Origin of the sequence: Pseudarthrobacter humi (genome assembly GCF_024294965.1) — a bacterium.
Classification (GTDB): domain Bacteria; phylum Actinomycetota; class Actinomycetes; order Actinomycetales; family Micrococcaceae; genus Arthrobacter; species Arthrobacter humi.
Genome location: NZ_JANCLV010000002.1, coordinates 362,279 through 381,026, shown reverse-complemented (window position 1 = coordinate 381,026; position 18,748 = coordinate 362,279). Strand labels below are relative to the sequence as shown.

At 65.2% G+C, this 18,748-nt stretch carries 21 protein-coding genes; 12 read left to right on the top strand and 9 right to left on the bottom strand.

Annotated features, from left to right (window positions below; genetic code table 11):
• The 3 genes from NFC73_RS04735 to purU form a co-directional block, all read right to left on the bottom strand.
• Positions 1-519 (bottom strand): gamma carbonic anhydrase family protein, encoded by a 519-nt coding sequence (locus NFC73_RS04735; RefSeq protein ID WP_254748009.1) that lies wholly within the window; start codon positions 517-519, stop codon positions 1-3.
• A 78-nt stretch (positions 520-597) separates the two neighbouring features.
• Positions 598-1,278: a class I SAM-dependent methyltransferase gene (locus tag NFC73_RS04730; RefSeq protein WP_254748007.1), complete on the bottom strand. Its 681-nt coding sequence runs from the start codon at positions 1,276-1,278 to the stop codon at positions 598-600.
• Between the two features lie 27 nt (positions 1,279-1,305).
• Positions 1,306-2,166 carry a formyltetrahydrofolate deformylase gene (gene purU, locus NFC73_RS04725; protein ID WP_254748005.1) on the bottom strand — a complete coding sequence of 287 codons (861 nt, stop codon included), beginning with the start codon at positions 2,164-2,166 and terminating at the stop codon, positions 1,306-1,308.
• 257 nt (positions 2,167-2,423) lie between these two features.
• On the opposite strand from purU, the gene glyA reads away from it, so the two are divergent.
• Together glyA and NFC73_RS04715 are read left to right on the top strand one after the other, a co-directional pair.
• A complete protein-coding gene (gene glyA / locus NFC73_RS04720) occupies positions 2,424-3,722 on the top strand; it encodes a serine hydroxymethyltransferase (protein ID WP_308292647.1) in 1,299 nt (432 codons plus the stop codon).
• A 3-nt stretch (positions 3,723-3,725) separates the two neighbouring features.
• Positions 3,726-4,625, top strand: a complete 900-nt coding sequence (locus NFC73_RS04715; RefSeq protein WP_254748003.1) for a bifunctional methylenetetrahydrofolate dehydrogenase/methenyltetrahydrofolate cyclohydrolase — start codon at positions 3,726-3,728, stop codon at positions 4,623-4,625.
• Between the two features lie 90 nt (positions 4,626-4,715).
• On the opposite strand, the gene NFC73_RS04710 is transcribed toward NFC73_RS04715, so the two are convergent.
• Complete coding sequence (locus NFC73_RS04710) at positions 4,716-5,156, bottom strand: CHRD domain-containing protein (protein ID WP_254748001.1); 441 nt, start codon at positions 5,154-5,156, stop codon at positions 4,716-4,718.
• A 151-nt stretch (positions 5,157-5,307) separates the two neighbouring features.
• Between NFC73_RS04710 and NFC73_RS04705 the strand changes: the two genes are divergently transcribed.
• The 5 genes from NFC73_RS04705 to NFC73_RS04685 are packed head-to-tail and all read left to right on the top strand — an operon-like array spanning position 5,308 to position 9,499.
• Positions 5,308-5,871, top strand: coding sequence for a hypothetical protein (locus NFC73_RS04705; RefSeq protein WP_254747999.1), 564 nt, complete (start codon positions 5,308-5,310; stop codon positions 5,869-5,871).
• 10 nt (positions 5,872-5,881) lie between these two features.
• Positions 5,882-6,715 (top strand): exodeoxyribonuclease III, encoded by an 834-nt coding sequence (locus NFC73_RS04700; RefSeq protein WP_254747997.1) that lies wholly within the window; start codon positions 5,882-5,884, stop codon positions 6,713-6,715.
• A 19-nt stretch (positions 6,716-6,734) separates the two neighbouring features.
• The gene (gene trpS, locus NFC73_RS04695) at positions 6,735-7,778 is read left to right on the top strand and encodes a tryptophan--tRNA ligase (protein ID WP_254747995.1); all 1,044 of its coding nucleotides are present in this window, start codon (positions 6,735-6,737) and stop codon (positions 7,776-7,778) included.
• 4 nt (positions 7,779-7,782) lie between these two features.
• On the top strand, positions 7,783-8,379 hold the full coding sequence (locus NFC73_RS04690; protein ID WP_246848738.1) for a 2'-5' RNA ligase family protein: 597 nt from the start codon (positions 7,783-7,785) through the stop codon (positions 8,377-8,379).
• A gap of 37 nt (positions 8,380-8,416) precedes the next feature.
• Positions 8,417-9,499 (top strand): YihY/virulence factor BrkB family protein, encoded by a 1,083-nt coding sequence (locus NFC73_RS04685; RefSeq protein ID WP_254747993.1) that lies wholly within the window; start codon positions 8,417-8,419, stop codon positions 9,497-9,499.
• Here the strand turns inward: NFC73_RS04685 and NFC73_RS04680 are convergent.
• The 5 genes from NFC73_RS04680 to sdhC all read right to left on the bottom strand — a co-directional run bounded on the left by NFC73_RS04680 (position 9,456) and on the right by sdhC (position 13,854).
• On the bottom strand, positions 9,456-10,226 hold the full coding sequence (locus NFC73_RS04680) for an alpha/beta hydrolase family protein (protein WP_058929686.1): 771 nt from the start codon (positions 10,224-10,226) through the stop codon (positions 9,456-9,458). The two genes, NFC73_RS04685 and NFC73_RS04680, sit on opposite strands and share 44 nt — an antisense overlap.
• A 94-nt stretch (positions 10,227-10,320) precedes the next feature.
• A complete protein-coding gene (locus tag NFC73_RS04675; RefSeq protein ID WP_056347269.1) occupies positions 10,321-11,103 on the bottom strand; it encodes a succinate dehydrogenase iron-sulfur subunit in 783 nt (260 codons plus the stop codon).
• 1 nt (position 11,104) lies between these two features.
• Entirely contained in the window at positions 11,105-12,904 is a 1,800-nt protein-coding gene (gene sdhA / locus NFC73_RS04670) for a succinate dehydrogenase flavoprotein subunit (RefSeq protein ID WP_254747990.1), read from the bottom strand.
• Positions 12,905-13,008: 104 nt separating this feature from the next.
• Complete coding sequence (locus NFC73_RS04665) at positions 13,009-13,470, bottom strand: succinate dehydrogenase hydrophobic membrane anchor subunit (protein ID WP_254747988.1); 462 nt, start codon at positions 13,468-13,470, stop codon at positions 13,009-13,011.
• A gap of 3 nt (positions 13,471-13,473) precedes the next feature.
• Positions 13,474-13,854 (bottom strand): succinate dehydrogenase, cytochrome b556 subunit, encoded by a 381-nt coding sequence (gene sdhC / locus NFC73_RS04660; RefSeq protein WP_082576094.1) that lies wholly within the window; start codon positions 13,852-13,854, stop codon positions 13,474-13,476.
• A gap of 257 nt (positions 13,855-14,111) precedes the next feature.
• Here sdhC and NFC73_RS04655 point away from each other — a divergent pair, with 257 nt between their 5' ends.
• The 5 genes from NFC73_RS04655 to NFC73_RS04635 all read left to right on the top strand — a co-directional run bounded on the left by NFC73_RS04655 (position 14,112) and on the right by NFC73_RS04635 (position 18,640).
• Positions 14,112-15,245 carry a mannose-1-phosphate guanylyltransferase gene (locus NFC73_RS04655; protein WP_254747986.1) on the top strand — a complete coding sequence of 378 codons (1,134 nt, stop codon included), beginning with the start codon at positions 14,112-14,114 and terminating at the stop codon, positions 15,243-15,245.
• 87 nt (positions 15,246-15,332) lie between these two features.
• Positions 15,333-16,532 (top strand): amidohydrolase, encoded by a 1,200-nt coding sequence (locus tag NFC73_RS04650; RefSeq protein ID WP_254747984.1) that lies wholly within the window; start codon positions 15,333-15,335, stop codon positions 16,530-16,532.
• 178 nt (positions 16,533-16,710) lie between these two features.
• The gene (locus NFC73_RS04645) at positions 16,711-17,145 is read left to right on the top strand and encodes a MarR family winged helix-turn-helix transcriptional regulator (protein ID WP_254747982.1); all 435 of its coding nucleotides are present in this window, start codon (positions 16,711-16,713) and stop codon (positions 17,143-17,145) included.
• A gap of 44 nt (positions 17,146-17,189) precedes the next feature.
• The gene (locus NFC73_RS04640; protein WP_254747980.1) at positions 17,190-17,621 is read left to right on the top strand and encodes an organic hydroperoxide resistance protein; all 432 of its coding nucleotides are present in this window, start codon (positions 17,190-17,192) and stop codon (positions 17,619-17,621) included.
• Positions 17,618-18,640, top strand: coding sequence for an NADP-dependent oxidoreductase (locus NFC73_RS04635; RefSeq protein ID WP_254747976.1), 1,023 nt, complete (start codon positions 17,618-17,620; stop codon positions 18,638-18,640). The genes NFC73_RS04640 and NFC73_RS04635 overlap by 4 nt, the downstream gene beginning before the upstream one ends.
• Positions 18,641-18,748: the final 108 nt, after the last annotated feature.

Sequence of the window (18,748 nt, the reverse complement as noted above, 5' to 3'; positions counted from 1 at the left end):
CTAGCCGTGCAGTTCCCGGTGCGCCCGGGCCAGTTCGACGTAGCGGGCGGCGTTGGCCTTCACGCCGTCGAACTCCTCGTCCGTGAGTTCCCGCCGTACCTTTGCGGGGACCCCGGCGACGAGTGACCGGGGCGGCACAATAGTCCCCTCCAGGACAACGGCGCCGGCTGCCACGAGCGAGCCGGTGCCGATCACCGCGCCGTTAAGCACGGTGGCACCCATGCCGATCAGGCAGTCGTCCTCCACGGTGCAGCCATGGACGACGGCGGCATGTCCCACACTGACCCCGGCCCCGACTGTGCAGGGGAAGCCCGGATCGGCGTGCAGCACCACGTTGTCCTGCAGGTTGCTGCCGGCGCCCACGCTGATGGCTGCAGTGTCAGCCCGGACCGAGACACCGTAGAACGCGCTGGACTCTTCTGCGAGGGTTGCGTTGCCGATGATCGACGCTGTCGGGGCGACGAAGGCGGATTCGTGGACGGCCGGAGTGTTCCCGGCGAAAGTGTGAAGAGGAGCCATGGGCCAAGCCTAGGACATCCCCCCGCCCAAGTAAGTAGCGGCAGATGTCCTTATGAGCCCTCAAAACGACATCTGCTGCTACTTAGTTGGGGCGGGGGTGCGGAGGATCAGGAACTGGTAGTGCTGCGTCCAGATCCCCCCACCCGGGCCGGATTCCTCGCCGTTGCCTTCCGGCCAGGTGACAAAGTCCTCGATGGCACCGTGCCGGCCAAAGACCTGCCGCACAGTCGCGTCGCTGCGGCGGCAGAAGAACCGGCGGGGTTCGACGTCGTCCTCGGGGTTCAGGACCTCTTCATCCTCACCGGACCAGAGGCCGACGGCGATGGGGGCCCCGGGTGCCGCGACGCGCACCAGTTCGCGCAGGACGCCGTCAATGTCAGTGGCAGGGACGTGCAGCAGCGTGCTCATGGTCCAGAGGGCAGGGAAGGTTCCGTCGGCGAAGGGCAGCTGCCGGGCGCTGGCCACGGAGACGTCCAGGCCCTTCGCCCGGGACCTGCGGACGTGCTCCTCGGAGAGGTCGACGCCGGTGTAATGGATGCCGGCCCGGACAAACTGCAGGCCATCAAGCCCCATGCCGGAGCCGATCTCCAAGACGTTGTGCCGGCCCTCGGCCTTGAGCAGGGCAATGAATCGTCGGCACTGTTCCACCCGCCGGGGCGCCAGCGGATGATCCCAGCCGGACGCCGCTCGGCGGTTATAGAACTCGGCGAGACGCTGCTCGCTGCCGGGTTCCTCCACTACATTCCCAGCTGCGTCCATAGCTCACGACCTTAGATAGGAGACCGCCTAGTTAAACACCACTGTCCGGTTGCCGTCCAAGAGGACCCGGTGTTCGGCATGCCACTGGACGGCCTGCGTCAGCGTGCGGCCCTCCACGTCCCGGCCCATCTGCACGAACTGCTCCGGAGTGCGGGCGTGGTCCACACGGATGACTTCCTGCTCGATGATGGGCCCCTCGTCCAGCGCGGCCGTGACGTAGTGGGCAGTGGCGCCGATCAGCTTCACGCCGCGGGCATGAGCCTGGTGGTAGGGCTTGGCGCCCTTGAAGGACGGCAGGAACGAGTGGTGGATATTGATGGCCTTGCCGGTGAGCTCCGCGCACAGGTCATCCGAAATGATCTGCATGTAGCGTGCCAGGACGGTGAGTTCGATGTTGTGCTCAGCCATGAGGGCACGCAGCTTGTCCTCGGCCTGGGCCTTGGTGTCCGGGGTGACCGGGATGTGGTGGAACGGGATGCCATAGAACTCGGCCAGCCCGGCAAGGTCACGGTGGTTGGAGACGATGGCCGGGATCTCGATGGGCAAGGTGCCGGAGCGCTGCTGGAACAGGATGTCGTTGAGGCAGTGCGCGGACGTGCTGGCCATCAGGAGCGTGCGCACCTTCTGGCCCACGGGGTTGAGGCTCCACTGCATGCCGAAGGAGTGGGCCACCGGCTCAAGGGCGGCCTGGACCTCGGCCCGGGAGGCCGTCGTCGTCGCTTCCACCCGCATAAAGAAGTTACCGGTTGCGGGGCTGCCATACTGCTGCGAGTCCAGAATATTACAGCCCGCCACCAGCAGCGCTCCGGCCACTGCGTGGACAATTCCGGGGCGGTCCGGGCAGGACAAGGTCAATACGTAAGCTCGGTTCAGCTGCTCTTCAGTCACGACTACAAGCCTACCCGCGCGGCCCGCCCGCGTTTGGTAGTCTGGTGGGGTCGCAACTGGCGTTGGGTGGCTAACCACCAGGGAGTGGCAATCACGAAGACCACGGATCGTACGCCTGGGCCGAGGGTCATGTCTTACCGGAACTGCACCCTCTGAGGGTGCGGTTCGCTTTCACGCCCTGTCATCAAGGGGCGGTGATGTGCGCCAGCCGGTAGCCTGACCTTAGCAGTGCCCGTATCCCTAGCCAGGAGTTTTTCGTGACTACTACCGCCACCACAACAGCCGCAGTCAGCAACCAGTCGCTGGCCGAGCTTGACCCCGAAATCGCAGCAGTCCTCAGCCAGGAACTTGGCCGCCAGCGCGGCACCCTGGAAATGATCGCCTCCGAAAACTTTGCCCCGCGCGCCGTGATGGAAGCCCAGGGCTCCGTCCTGACCAACAAGTACGCCGAGGGCTACCCGGGCCGCCGTTACTACGGCGGCTGCGAATACGTGGACATCGCGGAGCAACTGGCCATCGACCGCGTCAAGGCACTGTTCGGTGCCGAGTACGCCAACGTCCAGCCGCACTCCGGTGCCCAGGCCAACGCCGCAGCACTGTCCGCCATGATCACCCCCGGTGACAAGATCCTGGGCCTGTCCCTGGCCCACGGCGGCCACCTGACCCACGGCATGAAGCTCAACTTCTCCGGCAAGCTCTACAACGTGGCTGCCTACCAGGTGGAGCCGGACAACTTCCGCATTGACATGGACAAGCTGCGCGAACAGGCCATCGCCGAGAAGCCCCAGGTCATCATCGCCGGCTGGTCCGCCTACCCGCGCCACCTGGACTTCGCGGCCTTCCGCTCCATCGCCGATGAAGTGGGCGCGCTGCTCTGGACCGACATGGCACACTTCGCCGGACTGGTGGCTGCGGGGCTGCACCCGAGCCCGGTGCCGTACTCCGACGTCGTCACCTCCACCGTGCACAAGACCCTCGCCGGCCCGCGCTCCGGTGTGATCCTGGCCAAGCAGGAGTGGGCCAAGAAGATCAACTCCAACGTCTTCCCGGGCCAGCAGGGCGGGCCGCTCATGCACGTCATTGCAGCCAAGGCCGTCGCCTTCAAGATCGCCGGCACCGAGGAATTCAAGGAGCGCCAGGAGCGTGTCCTCGAAGGCGCCAAGATCATCGCTGACCGCCTCAACCAGTCCGACGTCGCCGACGCCGGCGTCTCCGTCCTCACCGGCGGCACCGACGTGCACCTGGTCCTGGTGGACCTGCGCAACTCCCAGCTCGACGGCCAGCAGGCCGAGGACCTCCTGCACTCCGTGGGCATCACCGTCAACCGCAATGCGGTTCCGTTCGACCCCCGCCCGCCGATGGTCACCTCCGGCCTGCGTATCGGCACCCCGGCCCTCGCCACCCGCGGCTTCGGCGCTGCCGAGTTCACCGAGGTGGCAGAGATCATCGCCACTGCACTGAAGGCCGGCACCGCCACGGATGTCGAGGCACTGCAGTCCCGCGTGGACAAGCTCGCCGCCGATTTCCCGCTGTACCCGCAGCACGAGCAGTGGTAGTCCATGACCACTGAGACTGGAACTGCACAGATTCTTGACGGCAAGGCCACCGCCGCTGCCATCAAGGCCGAGCTGACCGAACGCGTGGCCGCACTCAAGGCCATGGGCGTCACCCCCGGACTGGGCACCGTTCTGGTGGGCTCCGACCCCGGGAGCACCTGGTACGTGGGTGGCAAGCACAAGGACTGCGCCGAGGTGGGTATCACGTCGATCCGCCGCGACCTGCCGGAGGAGACCACGCAGGACGAACTCCTGGCCGTGGTCCGCGAGCTGAACGGGAACCCGGAATGCACCGGCTACATCGTGCAGCTTCCCTTGCCCAAGCACATCAATCAGGACGTCATCCTGGAGGCTATGGATCCGGATAAGGACGCCGACGGCCTGCACCCCATGAACCTGGGCCGCCTGGTGGCCAACGTCAGCGGACCCATGACCTCGCCGCTGCCGTGCACCCCCAAGGGCTGCGTGGAGCTCCTCACCCGGCACGGCATCAGCCTCAAGGGCAAGCGCGTCCTCGTGGTGGGCCGCGGCGTGACCATCGGGCGTCCCGTCGGGCTGCTGCTGACCCGCAAGGACGTCAATGCCACGGTCATCCTGGCGCACACCGGGACCGTGGACCTGGCCGGCGAACTCCGCCAGGCCGACGTCGTGATCGCCGCCGCGGGAGTCCCGCACATGATCAAGGCCGCGGACCTGAAACCGGGCGCAATAGTGCTCGACGTCGGCGTGAGCCGTGTTGACGACGGCAACGGTAAGGCAGTGGTCACCGGAGACGTGGACCCCGCTGCGGCCGACGTCGCCGCGTGGATCTCCCCGAACCCGGGCGGCGTGGGGCCGATGACCCGCGCCATGCTGCTCGCCAATGTGGTGGAGACCGCGGAGCGCCAGGCGGGAATCGCCTAGTTTCGTTCCTTTACAGCAACGCCCGACGGCGGCCCGCACCTTCACTGAAAGGTGCGGGCCGCCGTCGGACTTTTGGAGTGGAACCGGAACCTACTTCAGCTGGCCGCGGACCTCCCCGCCGGGGAAATCGGCGTTATGCACGTTGACGTAGTAGTCGCCTGGGATGGCTTCGATGGCGGCCAACACGGCCGAGTCCGCCGTAGTGCAGGTTTCAACCGTCCAGTCCGTGCCGCTGCCCACTTCCAGCCCAACAACGACAGGGCCGGCCACGTTGCGGGACGCGACGTGGATATGGGCTGCCGTGGCAGGAGCGGACAGATCACGGACGGTCAGCGTATAGCAGAGCTCGTCATCGTCGATGGTGTAGCTGAAGGATCCGCTGGCCCCGGTGCGGACAGGGTCGGCTTCCTGGCCGGTGTTGAGCGGAATGGCGGGAGCGGCGCCCGGTTTCGCCTCCGCAGGGGCGGTGATCCCCACGAGGGAGATGATGGCTGCGGCCACCGCGGCTGTCCTGAACGCGTGACTTTTCATGATGTGTCCTCAGATAGACAAATGAACTTCTACCCCTAGCCCGATTCACGCTACGCCGCGCCCTGATCAGGCACAATAGCGTCCCGGGCCCGGGTGTTCGCCGGGGGTGGAAGGTGCGTTGGGGCTCTGCTGCGTTTGAGACAATAGACGCATGCGATCTCTGGGTAACACTCAATCTCCGTCCGGCCGGTCCAAGGGCGGCTTCTCCATGCTGCGGATCAGCGGTCCGGGAATGATGGTCTTTGTCATCGCGTTCATCGTTGCCGTGATCTTTGCCGCGAACCAGAACGACGTCGTGGGCTGGGTTGTCGCCATCATCGCCGCCTTCTGGCTGGCCCTCGCAGCGTTCGTGGTGTTCAGTATCCAGAAGGCCGCCAAAAAAGCCGGCGCCAAGCTGACGGAAGCCCAGAACGCCTTCAACAGCGCAGCCGGCCGCGCGCCGTCGTCGTCGTCGGCCGACCATGGCGGCACCCGCGTGGTGTACGAGCGGAACGAAGCGGACGACGTCCGCGACCTCAAGCTGGACCACTCCTTCAAGATTGTCCAGGTCCAGATCCAGGTAGTGGAGAAGGAACGCGCCAAGGGTGAGGCAGCGGACCAGGACACGATCCGCCGGGCGCTGGAGACCATCGAGATCACCGCCACCAACGCCCGCGACATGATCCGCGCTGCCGGCGACACCGGCGACCCGGTCAGCGGAACCATCATCGACTAGAGTAGTGCGGGTGATCTCGGCATTGAAGAAGGACCACCTTCGCATCGCATCAGTCAACGTCAACGGCCTCCGGGCTGCCTACAAGAACGGCATGGCGGCATGGCTGGAGCCCCGCGAGGTGGACATTCTCTGCCTCCAGGAAGTCCGGGCCCCTGACGCGATCGTGCGCCAGCTGCTCGGTGACGGCTGGCACATCCTGCACGCCGAAGCCGAGGCCAAAGGCCGCGCCGGCGTCGCCATCGCGTCCCGTGAAGAGCCGCTGGACACCCGCAACGGCATCGGCGACGACTACTTCGCCACCGCCGGACGCTGGGTGGAGGCTGACTTCAGGGTGGCCGACGCCGAGGGGAACCCCGCCCAGCTGACCGTTGCCAGCGCCTACGTGCACTCCGGTGAAGTGGGCACGCAGAAGCAGGTGGACAAGTACCGCTTTTTGGATGTCATGAGCACGCGCCTGCCGGAACTGACCAAGCACAGCGACCACGCACTGGTGGTGGGGGACCTCAACGTGGGCCACACGGAACGGGACATCAGGAACTGGAAGGGCAACGTCAAGAAGGCCGGCTTCCTGCCCGACGAACGTGCCTATTTTGACCGCTTCTTCGGCGAGGACATCGGCTGGAAGGATGTCCACCGTGGCCTGGCGGGCGACGTCGACGGTCCCTACACCTGGTGGTCACAGCGCGGGCAGGCGTTCGACAACGACACCGGCTGGCGCATCGACTACCACCTGGCCACCCCGGACCTCGCCGCCGCCGCGTTCTCGGCAGTGGTTGACCGGGCGCCCTCGTGGGACACCCGCTTCTCTGACCATGCCCCGCTGGTAGTGGACTACCGGCTCTAAGCCCCGAAGGTTTTTCCCCATGACTAGCCCGACCTCCCCGGTGACCAAGAAACGCATCCTCTCCGGCGCCAAGCCCACGGCTGACTCCCTGCACCTGGGCAACTACATTGGCGCTGTCCGCAACTGGGTAGACATGCAGGCCGAATATGATGCCGTCTTCTTCATCCCGGACCTTCACGCCATCACCGTGGACTTCGATCCCGCCGAGCTCGCCAAGCGGACCCGGGTGGTTGCCGCTCAGTACATTGCCGCCGGCATCGACCCGGACAAAAGCATCTTCTTTGTGCAGTCCCACGTCCCCGAGCACGCCCAGCTGGCCTGGGCCCTGAACTGCATCACCGGCTTCGGCGAAGCGTCCCGGATGACACAGTTCAAGGACAAGACCCAGAAGTCGGGCGCGGACGCCGCAACACTGGGCCTGTTTGCCTACCCCACGCTCATGGCAGCCGACATCCTCCTGTACCAGACGGACCTCGTGCCGGTGGGCGAGGACCAGCGGCAGCACCTGGAGCTCACCCGGAACCTGGCCCAGCGCTTCAACACCCGCTACGGCCACACGTTCACCGTGCCGGAGGCCACCATCCTCAAGGCCAGCGCCAAGATCTACGACCTGCAGAACCCCAGCGCCAAGATGTCCAAGACAGGGGAGTCGCCCAACGGTTCCATCCAACTGCTGGAGGACCCCAAGATCGCTGCAAAGCGGATCAAGTCCGCGGTCACTGACACCGGATCCGAGGTCCGGTTCGATGCCGAAGCCAAGCCCGGGATCTCCAACCTCCTCACCATCTACTCCACGCTCACCGGAAAGTCCGTGGCTGAGCTGGAGACGGAGTATGAGGGCAAGATGTACGGCCACCTGAAAGTGGACCTTGCAGAAGTTATGGTGGACTTCATCACGCCGCTGCGGAACCGCACCAACGAACTGATGGCTGACCCGGCCGAGCTGGACCGGCTGCTGGCCCAGGGCGCCGAGCGGGCCAGGGAAATCGCCGCAGTGACCCTTGGCCAGGTCTATGAGCGCATGGGCTTCCTGCCGTCCCTCAGCCTCGCAGGGGTCCGCTAGCTCGATGTCGGCCGCCAGCAATGTCAGTGAAGGAATGAGCGTAGGCGTCATTCTGGGATTCCCCCCTGCCATCGCCGAGGAACTTCAACGGTGGCGCGCCTCCTTCGGGGACCCGATGGCGGGGGTGGTGCCCGCACACATCACGCTGGTCACCACCACGCCCACCCAGGACTGGGCAGCCACCCAGGCGCACGTCCGCGACGTGGCGCGGCGGCAGGTCCCGTTCATGGTCACCATCGCCGGGACCGGAACGTTCCGGCCGGTCTCCCCGGTGGTTTACATCAACGTCGAGGACGGGTTCGACTCCTGCGTGGAGCTCCACGAAAAACTCCAGACGGGCCCGCTGCAGCGCGAGTTGCCGTTCTCGTACCATCCGCATGTCACCATCGCCCACGATGTCGCGCCCGAAAGCCTGGACGAAGCCGAAACGGTGCTTGAAAGTTACCGGGCGACGTTCCCGGTGGTTAGCATGGGACTCTACGAGCACGATGCCGACGGCATTTGGCAGCTACGGGAAGAGTTGGACTTTGGGACCGAAACTGACGACGGCGGGTCCTTCGCCGCGGACGCCGACGCAAACGGAGCCACCGCTCCCCACTGAACAGGCCCGCCTAAAGCTCGCCGTCATCCAGAAACGGATGGAGTGGGGCAAAGCCAGAAGGTCCGACGGCGGCCCGGTGGCCAGCTCGCTGGCGATGCTCCAGTGGCTGCTGGCCAGGCTTAATGCCTTCCGCCCGATGCGCGCGTGGCAGCACTACAACCTCCAGCATGGCCCGTTGATGAGCGCCGGCATCGGCTTCAACATGTTCTTCTCCATCACCGGCTTGTTGGCCACGGGTTTCTCCGTTGCCGGCCTGGTGCTGCGGGGCCAGCCTGCCCTGCTGGACACCATCATCGCCAGCGTGGCCAGGAGTGCACCCGGACTGCTGAAGGTGGGCGGGGGAGAAGGACTGGTTGCTCCGAATGACCTCCTGAACCCCGACGGCCTCGGCTGGACCGCCGTGATTGCTGCCGTGGTTACGGTCATCACGTCCCTGGGCTGGATCGCCGGACTCCGCGACGGCCTGCGCGGTGTGGTGCAGTTGCCGCCCCTTAAAATCAACCCGATTGTCCTTAAACTGCGCGACGCCGGCACCCTCGTGCTCCTGGGAGTGGCACTGGTGATCAGTGCCGGAGCTTCCCTGGTGTTCGGCACGGCGGCTGGCTGGGTCACGGACTTCCTACAGCTGGATCCGGCGGTGGCAGGGCCGCTGACCACGGTGATCAAGATCGGTGTGCCGCTGACGCTCAACTGGGTCACGGCCGTCATCATGTTCCGACTGGCCGGTGGGCTCAAGCTCTCCCGGAGGGCACTCCTGGAGGGGACCATCCTTGCCGCGGTGGGCACCACCGTCCTGCAGGTCTTCAGCACCGAACTGCTGGCCGGTGCGGGACGGAACCCCATCCTGGCACCGTTTGCCATCATCATCGGCCTGCTGATCTGGTTCAACCTGGTCAGCCAGGTTTACCTGGTGTCCGCCGGCTGGTCCACCATCCGCGAAGAGGACCTCAGGAGCGCACCTGCCGGCCAGGACAGGGCCCTGTGGGGCTCCCGGCAGGTCCAGCCCGGCAAGGTCCCCGTGGAGGCCCACAGCGACGGAAAGGGCCCCGGCGCCGGGCAGCAGGGCAGCCCGGCGGTTACTTCCCGGCGTCGAGGTACTGGTCGGCCCAGGCAGAAATAATCCTGGCGGCCCGGGCTGCCTGGCCCTTGCCGGTGAGCAGGTGGTCGCTGCCCTCGAGCGAGACGAAGTTCCGCGGATGGCGTGCCGTCTGGAAGATGGTGCTGGCGTTCTCGATGCCCACGGTGTTGTCCGTGGGGGAGTGGAGGACCATCAGCGGCTTGTGCAGTTGCCGGATGCAGTCCGTGAGGTCCGCGTTCTCCAGGTCCTCCACAAAGTGCTTCCGGATCTCCACGCGTTTCCCGCCGAGGTCCACTTCCGCGCTGCCCTCGCTGAGGATCTTGTCCAGTGCGGCGTCAAAGACGTGGGCCACGTGCTTGGGTGAGAACGGGGCCGCCACTGTTGCGACGGCGTCGAGCTCCGGGATCTGGCGGGCGGCCGAAAGCACCGCCGCGCCGCCGAAGGAGTGTCCCACCAGCAGGGAGATGGCCTTGCCCTGGCTGCGCATGAACTCTGCTGCCACCACGGTGTCCGCCACCTTGTGGCTGAAGGAACCCTCCGACCAGTGGCCGGCTGACTCGCCCAGCCCCAGGTTGTCGAAGCGGAGCATCCCGATGCCGGTGTCGGCCAGTGCCTTGCACATCCGGGACGCCGCCGGGCTGTCCTTGCCCAGGGTGAAGCCGTGGGAGAAGACGCCCCAGCCCCGCACCGGCCCCTCAGGGACGTCGATGATGCCGGACAGGAGCTCGCCGGTGGAACCTTCGAAGCTGACTTTTTCGGAGCGGGACATCGCGTGCTGCTTTCATTGGTGCCGTCACGTGTTAAACAACGACGGCGCCCATCCCACCTAAGGTGGGTGACGCCGTCGTAAGCAAGAACCTGAATTAGATCTTACGGGAGAGAATTGCCTGCTTGACTTCGGCGATTGCCTGGGTCACCTGGATGCCGCGGGGGCATGCTTCGGAGCAGTTGAAGGTGGTGCGGCAACGCCACACGCCTTCCTTGTCGTTCAGGATTTCCAGGCGCATGTCGCCGGCATCATCACGGGAATCGAAGATGAAGCGGTGGGCGTTGACGATCGCGGCCGGGCCGAAGTACTGGCCATCGGTCCAGAAGACCGGGCAGGAGGACGTGCACGCCGCGCAGAGGATGCACTTGGTGGTGTCGTCGAAGCGCTCACGGTCCTCGGCGGACTGCAGGCGTTCCTTCGTAGGCTCGTGGCCCTTGTTGATCAGGAACGGCATGACTTCGCGGAAGGACTGGAAGAACGGCTCCATGTCCACGATCAGGTCCTTCTCCACCGGCAGGCCCTTGATGGGCTCAACGGTGATGGGCTTGGTGGTGTCCAAGTCCTTCAGGAGCGTCTTGCAGGCAAGGCGGTTGCGGCCGTTGATGCGCATGGCATCGGAACCGCAGACACCATGGGCGCAGGAACGACGGAACGAAACGCTGCCGTCAATTTCCCACTTGACCTTGTGCAGGGCGTCCAGCACGCGGTCGGTGCCGTACATGGTCACCTTGAAGTCTTCCCAGGTGGCGTCCTCAGACACCTCAGGATTGTAACGGCGGACGCGCAGGGTGACGTCGAACGTGGGGATCTCTCCGCCGCCTCCGATGTGTGCGGGCAGTTCGATCTTGGAGGCTGGCTCAGCAAGTTCAGCGGTCATCTTAGTACTTCCTCACCATCGGCTCGTAGCGGGTAAAGACAACCGGTTTGGTGCCCAGACGGATGCCGGCGATTGCCTCTGCCGAGCCGTCGGCCGGGGCGTGGTCATCCTTGTATGCCATGGAGTGCTTCATGAATTTTTCGTCGTCGCGCTCCGGGAAGTCCTCGCGGAAGTGTCCGCCTCGGGATTCCTCACGGTGCAGGGCAGCCACGGTCATGACCTTGGCCAGTTCCAGCAGGAAGCCCAGCTCAACGGCCTCGAGCAGGTCCAGGTTGAAGCGCTTGCCCTTGTCCTGGACGCTGATCTTCTTGTAGCGGGCCTCGAAGGACTCGATATCCGTCAGGACCTGGTTCAGTGTGTCAGCCGTACGGAACACCTGCATGTTGGCGTCCATGGTGTCCTGGAGTTCCTTGCGGATCACCGCCACCTTCTCGTCGCCGGTGCCGTTGCGGGCAATGTCCAGCAGTTCGATGGTGTAGGCCTCCGGGTCCTCCGGGAGGTCCACGAAGTCAGCAGTCTTGGCGTACTCCGCGGCGGCGATGCCGGCGCGCTTGCCGAACACGTTGATGTCCAGCAGTGAGTTGGTGCCCAGACGGTTGGAGCCGTGGACCGAAACGCAGGCAACCTCGCCGGCGGCGTACAGGCCCGGGACCACGGTCTCGTTGTCCTGCAGGACTTCGGTAGTGATGTTGGTGGGGATGCCGCCCATGGCGTAGTGCGCCGTGGGGAACACCGGAACCGGCTCCGTGTACGGTTCCACACCCAGGTAGGTGCGGGCGAACTCGGTGATGTCCGGGAGCTTGGCGTCGATGTGGGCCGGCTCCAGGTGGGTCAGGTCCAGGAGGACGTAGTCCTTGTTCGGGCCGCAGCCGCGGCCTTCACGGACTTCGTTGGCCATGGAGCGGGCCACGATGTCACGCGGTGCAAGGTCCTTGATGGTGGGGGCGTAGCGCTCCATAAAGCGCTCACCCTCGGAGTTACGCAGGATGGCGCCCTCGCCGCGGGCGGCTTCGGACAGCAGGATGCCCAGGCCGGCGAGGCCTGTCGGGTGGAACTGGAAGAACTCCATGTCCTCCAGCGGAATGCCCTTGCGGAACGCGATGCCCATGCCGTCGCCGGTCAGGGTGTGGGCGTTGGAGGTGGTCTTGAAGACCTTGCCGGCGCCGCCGGTAGCGAAGATCACGGACTTGGCCTGGAACACGTGCAGCTCACCGGAGGCGAGGTCGTAGGACACGACGCCGGCAACACGCTTCTGCTTGTATGGCGTGCCGTCCTCGCGGACAGCGTCTTCTTCGACCGTCAGGAGGTCAAGGACGTAGTACTCGTTGTAGAACTCCACGTTGTGCTTGACGCAGTTTTGGTACAGCGTCTGCAGGATCATGTGGCCGGTGCGGTCAGCTGCGTAGCAGGCGCGGCGGACCGGGGCCTTGCCGTGGTCGCGGGTGTGGCCGCCGAAGCGGCGCTGGTCGATGCGGCCTTCGGGCGTGCGGTTGAACGGCAGGCCCATCTTTTCCAGGTCCAGCACGGCGTCGATGGCTTCCTTCGCCATGACCTCGGCGGCATCCTGGTCAACCAGGTAGTCGCCGCCTTTAATGGTGTCAAAGGTGTGCCATTCCCAGTTGTCTTCTTCGACATTGGCAAGGGCCGCACACATGCCACCCTGCGCCGCACCGGTGTGCGAGCGGGTGGGGTAGAGCTTGGTCAGTACTGCTGTTCGCGCGCGCTGACCGGACTCGATCGCGGCGCGCATGCCAGCGCCACCGGCACCGACGATGACGACGTCGTACTTATGGACCTGCATACTTGGGCGCTCTTTCTCTCAAAATTCGCTATAAAACAACGGGCGGGCGTTGCCTGCACCGCAAAATACAGCCTGCGGCTCACCGCGGGCAGCGGATGATCTGGCTACGCGGGGCAGAAGCCGCCGGGCAGCGGAACGCCGTCAACCACGGGGCACGGGTTGAAGGTGAAGATCACCAGGGTGCCAAGGACGATGATCACGGTGGTGGCCGCGTAGAGGACGATCTTGAGCCAGAGTCGGGTGGAATCCTTCTCGGCGTAGTCGTTGATGATGGTGCGTACGCCGTTGGTGCCGTGCAGCATGGCCAGCCACAGCATGGCGAGGTCCCAGACCTGCCAGAACGGGTCAGCCCACTTGCCGGCGACGAACCCGAAGTCGATGGCGTGGATGCCTTCGCCCACCAAGAGGTTCACGAAGAGGTGCCCGAAGATGAGCACCACCAGCACTACGCCGGAAAGGCGCATGAACAGCCAGGCGAACATTTCGAAGTTGCCCCGGCTTGTGCCGGTGCGGCGGTACTGGGGGGAGATTTTCCCACTGCGTGGGCTGTCGATCGTTGCAGTCATGGCTCAGTGACCTCCGAGGGCGAGGGAAAGGTGGCGGATGGAGAAGCCGACCATAACAACTACCCACAGGGCCAGGACGGTCCAGAGCATCTGGCGCTGGTACTTGGCGCCCTTCTTCCAGAAGTCGACGGCGATGATCCGCAGCCCGTTAAAGGCGTGGAAGACAATCGCGGCAACCAGGCCCGTTTCACCCAGGGCCATCAGGGGGTTCTTGTAGGCACCGATAACAGCCGTGTAGGCCTCCGGGGACACACGCACCAATGAGGTGTCCAGCACATGGACCAACAAGAAGAAAAAGATCACTACACCGGTAATCCGGTGTCCTACCCAGGACCACATGCCTTCACGGCCGCGGTACAAGGTGCCAGCTGGTTTTGTCGGCACTGATAAACCTCCCTGCAACACAGCGGCGCTGGCATGAGATCCACGCGGGGGGAACGCCTGCTGCGAGAGCAACTCGTAGCTCAGGCCTAAATCTAGGCTTCGCTCACAGCTTATTCAATTTAGGAACTCCTTGGTGACCCCGCAATGCCTGCCTTTTGCCTGCAGATGAGACGAACACCACACCATGGCGCGCCTGCGGGAGTTGTGCGGAGGGTTCTGAAAGGGCAGTTCACGGCTCGTCAGCTAAAGTAGCCGTGATGAGTACAGACAAAGTGACAAGCCCGGATTCACCCCTGAACCGCTTTATTGCGGTCATTCCGGCAGGCGGAGTGGGGACTCGCCTCTGGCCCCTGTCACGGGCAGCAGCTCCCAAATTCCTCCATGACCTCACCGGGTCCGGAAGCACTTTGCTGCGCGCCACCTACGACCGCCTCGAGCCGCTGGCCGGCAGGCGCGTCCTTGTGGTGACCGGCACTGCACACCGGGCCGCTGTCTGCCGGCAGCTGCCCGAGGTCCAGGAGTCGGACCTCGTCCTGGAGAGCGAGCCCAAGGATTCCGGTGCGGCCATCGGCCTGGCTGCCGCCATCCTGTACCAGCGCGACCCGGACACCATCATGGGTTCCTTCGCCGCTGACCAGGTCATCAGTCCTGACCACCTGTTCCAGCAGGCCGTCCGCGAGGCCATCCACACGGCCGCCGCCGGCAAGATCGTGACCATCGGCATCAAGCCGACCCATCCGTCCACCGGGTTCGGTTACATCCGCGCCGGCGAGGAACTCAACATCGAAGGTGCGCCCAGCGCCCAGGCCGTGGTGGAGTTCGTGGAGAAGCCGGACGAGGAAGTCGCCCAGCAGTATGTGGACAGCGGTGAGTATGTCTGGAACGCAGGAATGTTCGTGGCTCCCGTTGCCCTGATGCTGAGGCACCTTGAGGCCAACCAGCCGGAGCTGTTCAAGGGCCTGCAGGAGATCGCCCAGGCCTGGGACACTCCCGAACGTGATGTCGTCACAGCCCGCGTCTGGCCCACGTTGCCCAAGATCGCCATTGACTATGCAGTGGCCGAGCCTGCCGCCGCTGCCGGCGATGTTGCCGTTGTGCCGGGCACCTTCGGATGGGACGACGTCGGGGACTTTGCTTCGGTGGGCCGGCTCAACAGTGCGCGGGAAGTCGATGACGTCACCGTTATCGGTGAAGGCGCCCGGGTTTTCACTGAGAACGCCAGCGGTGTGGTGGTTTCGGACACGAAGCGCGTGATTGCCCTGATCGGCATCAAGGATGTGGTCATCGTTGACACGGGCGATGCCCTCCTGGTGACCACCAAGCAGCACGCGCAGCGGGTCAAGGGAGCCGTTGACGCGCTCAAGGCCAGTGGCGACACCGACGTTCTGTAACCCGGTCGGAAGTGTCCAGGCGCGGCACAATCTGTAACGCGCCCGCCGTGATGCCGCTATTCCGTGGACGCTCGCTAGAGTAAATGAGTGCGTAATTACACTACTGAAGCCGAGCCCACCGCATTAGTGCGGCCATGGTTGGAACCCCTCCTGCCGGAGCTGATCGACTTCCGCCGGGATCTGCATGCGCACCCCGAGCTTTCGTTCAAGGAATTCCGCACCACAGACAAGCTGGTGGAGCGGCTCGAAGCCGCCGGACTGGCTCCGCGGCGGCTTGAAGGCACCGGCCTCACCGTCGACATCGGCGACGGTCCCATCGCCACGGCGCTCCGGGGCGACATTGACGCCCTGCCCATCATCGAGGAAACGGGGCTGCCGTTTGCCTCGAAGAACCATGGTGTCACGCATGCCTGTGGCCACGACGTCCACACCGCCGCCATGCTCGGCGTCGCGCTGGTCCTGCAGAGCATGCACCTGGAATCCCCCCTTGCCGGCACTGTCCGGATTATTTTCCAGCCGGCGGAGGAGACCATGCCCGGCGGTGCGCTGTCCTGCATCGAACAGGGCGTCCTGGACGGTGTGCCCCGCATCCTGGCGCTGCACTGCGACCCGAGGATCGACGTCGGACGCATCGGTACGCGCATCGGCGCCATCACTTCCGCCTCGGACACCATCAGGATCGAGCTGAGCGGCCGCGGCGGCCATACCTCCCGTCCGCACCTGACGGAGGACCTCGTGTTCGCCCTGGCACAGATCGCCGTGAATGTTCCGGCTGTGCTGTCCCGCCGGGTGGATGTCCGCAGCGGGGTGTCCGTGGTGTGGGGCCATATCTCCGCCGGATCGGCGCCAAACGCCATTCCCGGCACCGGCTTCATGGCCGGGACCATGCGATGCCTGGACCGCGATGCCTGGAAAGACGCCGGCGAGCTCCTGGACGAAGTGGTGCACCAGGTGGCCGCGCCCTACGGTGTGGAAGTACGTTTGGAGCACACCAGGGGAGTGCCGCCGGTGGTCAACTCGGAGCACGAGACCGCACTGATCGAGGCCGCGGCGCGCGCGGAAATCGGCGAGGGCGCAGTGGTGCTTACACCGCAGTCCATGGGCGGCGAAGACTTCGCCTGGTTCCTGGCTGAACGTCCCGGCGCCATGATGCGCCTGGGCACCAAGACCCCCGGCGGCGAAGAGTACGACCTGCACCGCGGTGACTACATCCTGGACGAACGGGCCCTGGGCCTGGGCATCCAGGTCCTCACGGCAGCGGCCCTCCGGACCATCCGCGACCTCTAGCCCCCGCGCCCCCGAGCTATCTAACCCCTGGCGCGAACGGATCCTTAAGCACCACCTCCCGCGCGAACCGGCAGATAACACCCTCAAATCCCGGTTTTGAGGGTGTTATCTGCTCATTCGCGCTTCCGGTTGGCGCGGTAAGTTGTGCACAATTGAATTGTGGGCTACCGTCTTACGTATGACTGAAGCCCCCCGCCTCGACCGCCAGGTGTGTTTTGCGCTGTACTCCGCGTCCCGCGCGGCAACAGCGGTCTACCGCCCCGTCTTGGAGGTCCTCGGCCTGACGTACCCGCAGTATCTGGTGATGCTGGTTCTCTGGGAATCGGAGCCGAAGGGCGTCAAAGAGCTCGGTGAGGAACTGGGCCTTGACTCCGGCACGCTGTCGCCGCTGCTCAAGCGGCTTGAGGCCATGGGGCTCGTGGAGCGCCGCCGGTCCGGGGAAGATGAGCGCCGTGTTGCAGTCCACCTGACGCCGGCCGGACGCACGCTCAGCAGCAAGGCCAGCGGGATTCCGCGGCACCTTGCGGACGCCGCCGGGTTGTCCGCCGATGAGCTGGAACAGCTTCGCACCACTCTGGAAAGGCTTACCGAGGCCCTTCACCGCGCGCACTGAGCGCCCCAGATTTCCGTTATCCACATCCAACAGAACGGACCACTATGAAGACTCTCTACACTGCCGAGGCCCTGGCTTCCGGCGAAGGCCGCGACGGCAACGCACGCACTAATGACGGCAAGCTGGATGTCAGCCTTGCCAGCCCCGTGGAGCTGGGCGGTGACGGCCAGGGAACCAACCCGGAGCAGCTCTTTGCCGCCGGTTACGCGGCATGCTTCCACTCGGCCCTCCGCCTCGTGGGGCGCAAGGAGCGCGCAGACCTGACCGATTCGGCCGTCGCGGCCAAGATCCACTTTGGCGCACTGAACGACGGCGTGGGCTACGGCCTCGCTGCTGAACTGGAGATCGCGGTTCCGGCCCTGGATCTCGCCACGGCCGAGTCCCTGGTGGCCAAAGCGCATCAGATCTGCCCCTATTCCAACGCCACCCGCGGAAACATAACCGTGGACATCAAGATCCTGGAGTTCGCAGCATGAGCGTGACAACGGCACTGCCATCATCCAGCCGCGAAATCCGCCTGGCCTCGCGTCCGGTAGGGCGTCCCGTTCCCGAAAACTTCCGGCTGGAAGAGTCACCGCTGCCGGAGCTTCAGGACGGCCAGATCCTGGTCCGCAACCTCTACATTTCCGTGGACCCCTACATGCGGGGCCGCATGAACGACGTCAAGTCGTATTCCGCCCCGTTCGCCCTGGATGCAGCGCTCGACGGCGGCGCCATCGGTGAGGTCATCGCGTCCAGGGCCGAGGGGCGGAAGGTGGGGGACGCCGTCGTCCATCAACTGGGCTGGCGGGAATTCGCGGTCTTGGACGCAGACGCAACCTCGGTTGCCCGCACGGACCTTGCGCCGGCGTCGGCGTTCCTTGGTGCGCTGGGCATGACCGGCCTGACGGCGTACGCCGGCCTGCTCAAGGTGGCGGAGTTCAAACCCGGCGATGCGGTGTTCGTGTCCGGTGCGGCGGGTGCCGTGGGCTCTCTTGTGGGCCAGATCGCCAAGGCGATGGGCGCTTCCAGGGTCATCGGCAGCGCGGGAACCGCGGAGAAGGTGGCCCGGCTCCTGGAACTGGGCTTCGACGCCGCGTTCAACTACAACGACGGGCCGGTGCGGGACCAGCTTGTCCAGGCCGCAGGACCCGCAGGCATTGACGTGTATTTTGACAATGTGGGCGGCGATCATCTGGAAGCTGCCCTGGCGGTCCTGAATGTGGGCGGCCGTGTGGCCATGTGTGGCGCGATAGCCCAGTACAACTCCACCGAACCCACGCCGGCGCCGCGGAACCTCGCCCTTGCCATCGGCAAGCAGCTCACCCTGCGGGGGTTCCTGGTCAGCGGACAGCGCCAGCACAGCGCTGAATTCTTCGGCACGATGTCAGCCTGGCTGGCGGAGGGTTCAGTCCGGTATGACGAGACCGTGGTGGACGGACTGGAGAACGCGCCCCAGGCCTTCATGGATCTGCTCGACGGTGCGAACACCGGCAAGATGCTGGTCCGCCTCTAAGCCCCCCACCAGCGCGAACGGACACTTGAGGCCCCGCCCGGCGGGCCCCAAGTGTCCGTTCGCGCTTAATGTGAGGGGTGCGGAACGCAGGTTTCTACTGGTTGGTAA

Excerpts from the sequence above, each read along its gene's own strand:
- trpS (WP_254747995.1), top strand. The coding sequence starts at position 6,735 with ATGACTAGCCCGACCTCCCCGGTGACCAAGAAACGCATCCTCTCCGGC.
- NFC73_RS04645 (WP_254747982.1), top strand. The coding sequence starts at position 16,711 with ATGACTGAAGCCCCCCGCCTCGACCGCCAGGTGTGTTTTGCGCTGTAC.
- NFC73_RS04635 (WP_254747976.1), top strand. The coding sequence starts at position 17,618 with ATGAGCGTGACAACGGCACTGCCATCATCCAGCCGCGAAATCCGCCTG.
- NFC73_RS04665 (WP_254747988.1), bottom strand. The coding sequence starts at position 13,470 with ATGACTGCAACGATCGACAGCCCACGCAGTGGGAAAATCTCCCCCCAG.
- NFC73_RS04690 (WP_246848738.1), top strand. The coding sequence starts at position 7,783 with ATGTCGGCCGCCAGCAATGTCAGTGAAGGAATGAGCGTAGGCGTCATT.
- NFC73_RS04675 (WP_056347269.1), bottom strand. The coding sequence starts at position 11,103 with ATGACCGCTGAACTTGCTGAGCCAGCCTCCAAGATCGAACTGCCCGCA.
- NFC73_RS04735 (WP_254748009.1), bottom strand. The coding sequence starts at position 519 with ATGGCTCCTCTTCACACTTTCGCCGGGAACACTCCGGCCGTCCACGAA.
- sdhA (WP_254747990.1), bottom strand. The coding sequence starts at position 12,904 with ATGCAGGTCCATAAGTACGACGTCGTCATCGTCGGTGCCGGTGGCGCT.
- NFC73_RS04685 (WP_254747993.1), top strand. The coding sequence starts at position 8,417 with ATGGAGTGGGGCAAAGCCAGAAGGTCCGACGGCGGCCCGGTGGCCAGC.
- NFC73_RS04655 (WP_254747986.1), top strand. The coding sequence starts at position 14,112 with ATGAGTACAGACAAAGTGACAAGCCCGGATTCACCCCTGAACCGCTTT.
- NFC73_RS04680 (WP_058929686.1), bottom strand. The coding sequence starts at position 10,226 with ATGTCCCGCTCCGAAAAAGTCAGCTTCGAAGGTTCCACCGGCGAGCTC.
- NFC73_RS04715 (WP_254748003.1), top strand. The coding sequence starts at position 3,726 with ATGACCACTGAGACTGGAACTGCACAGATTCTTGACGGCAAGGCCACC.
- NFC73_RS04640 (WP_254747980.1), top strand. The coding sequence starts at position 17,190 with ATGAAGACTCTCTACACTGCCGAGGCCCTGGCTTCCGGCGAAGGCCGC.
- NFC73_RS04705 (WP_254747999.1), top strand. The coding sequence starts at position 5,308 with ATGCGATCTCTGGGTAACACTCAATCTCCGTCCGGCCGGTCCAAGGGC.
- NFC73_RS04710 (WP_254748001.1), bottom strand. The coding sequence starts at position 5,156 with ATGAAAAGTCACGCGTTCAGGACAGCCGCGGTGGCCGCAGCCATCATC.
- NFC73_RS04730 (WP_254748007.1), bottom strand. The coding sequence starts at position 1,278 with ATGGACGCAGCTGGGAATGTAGTGGAGGAACCCGGCAGCGAGCAGCGT.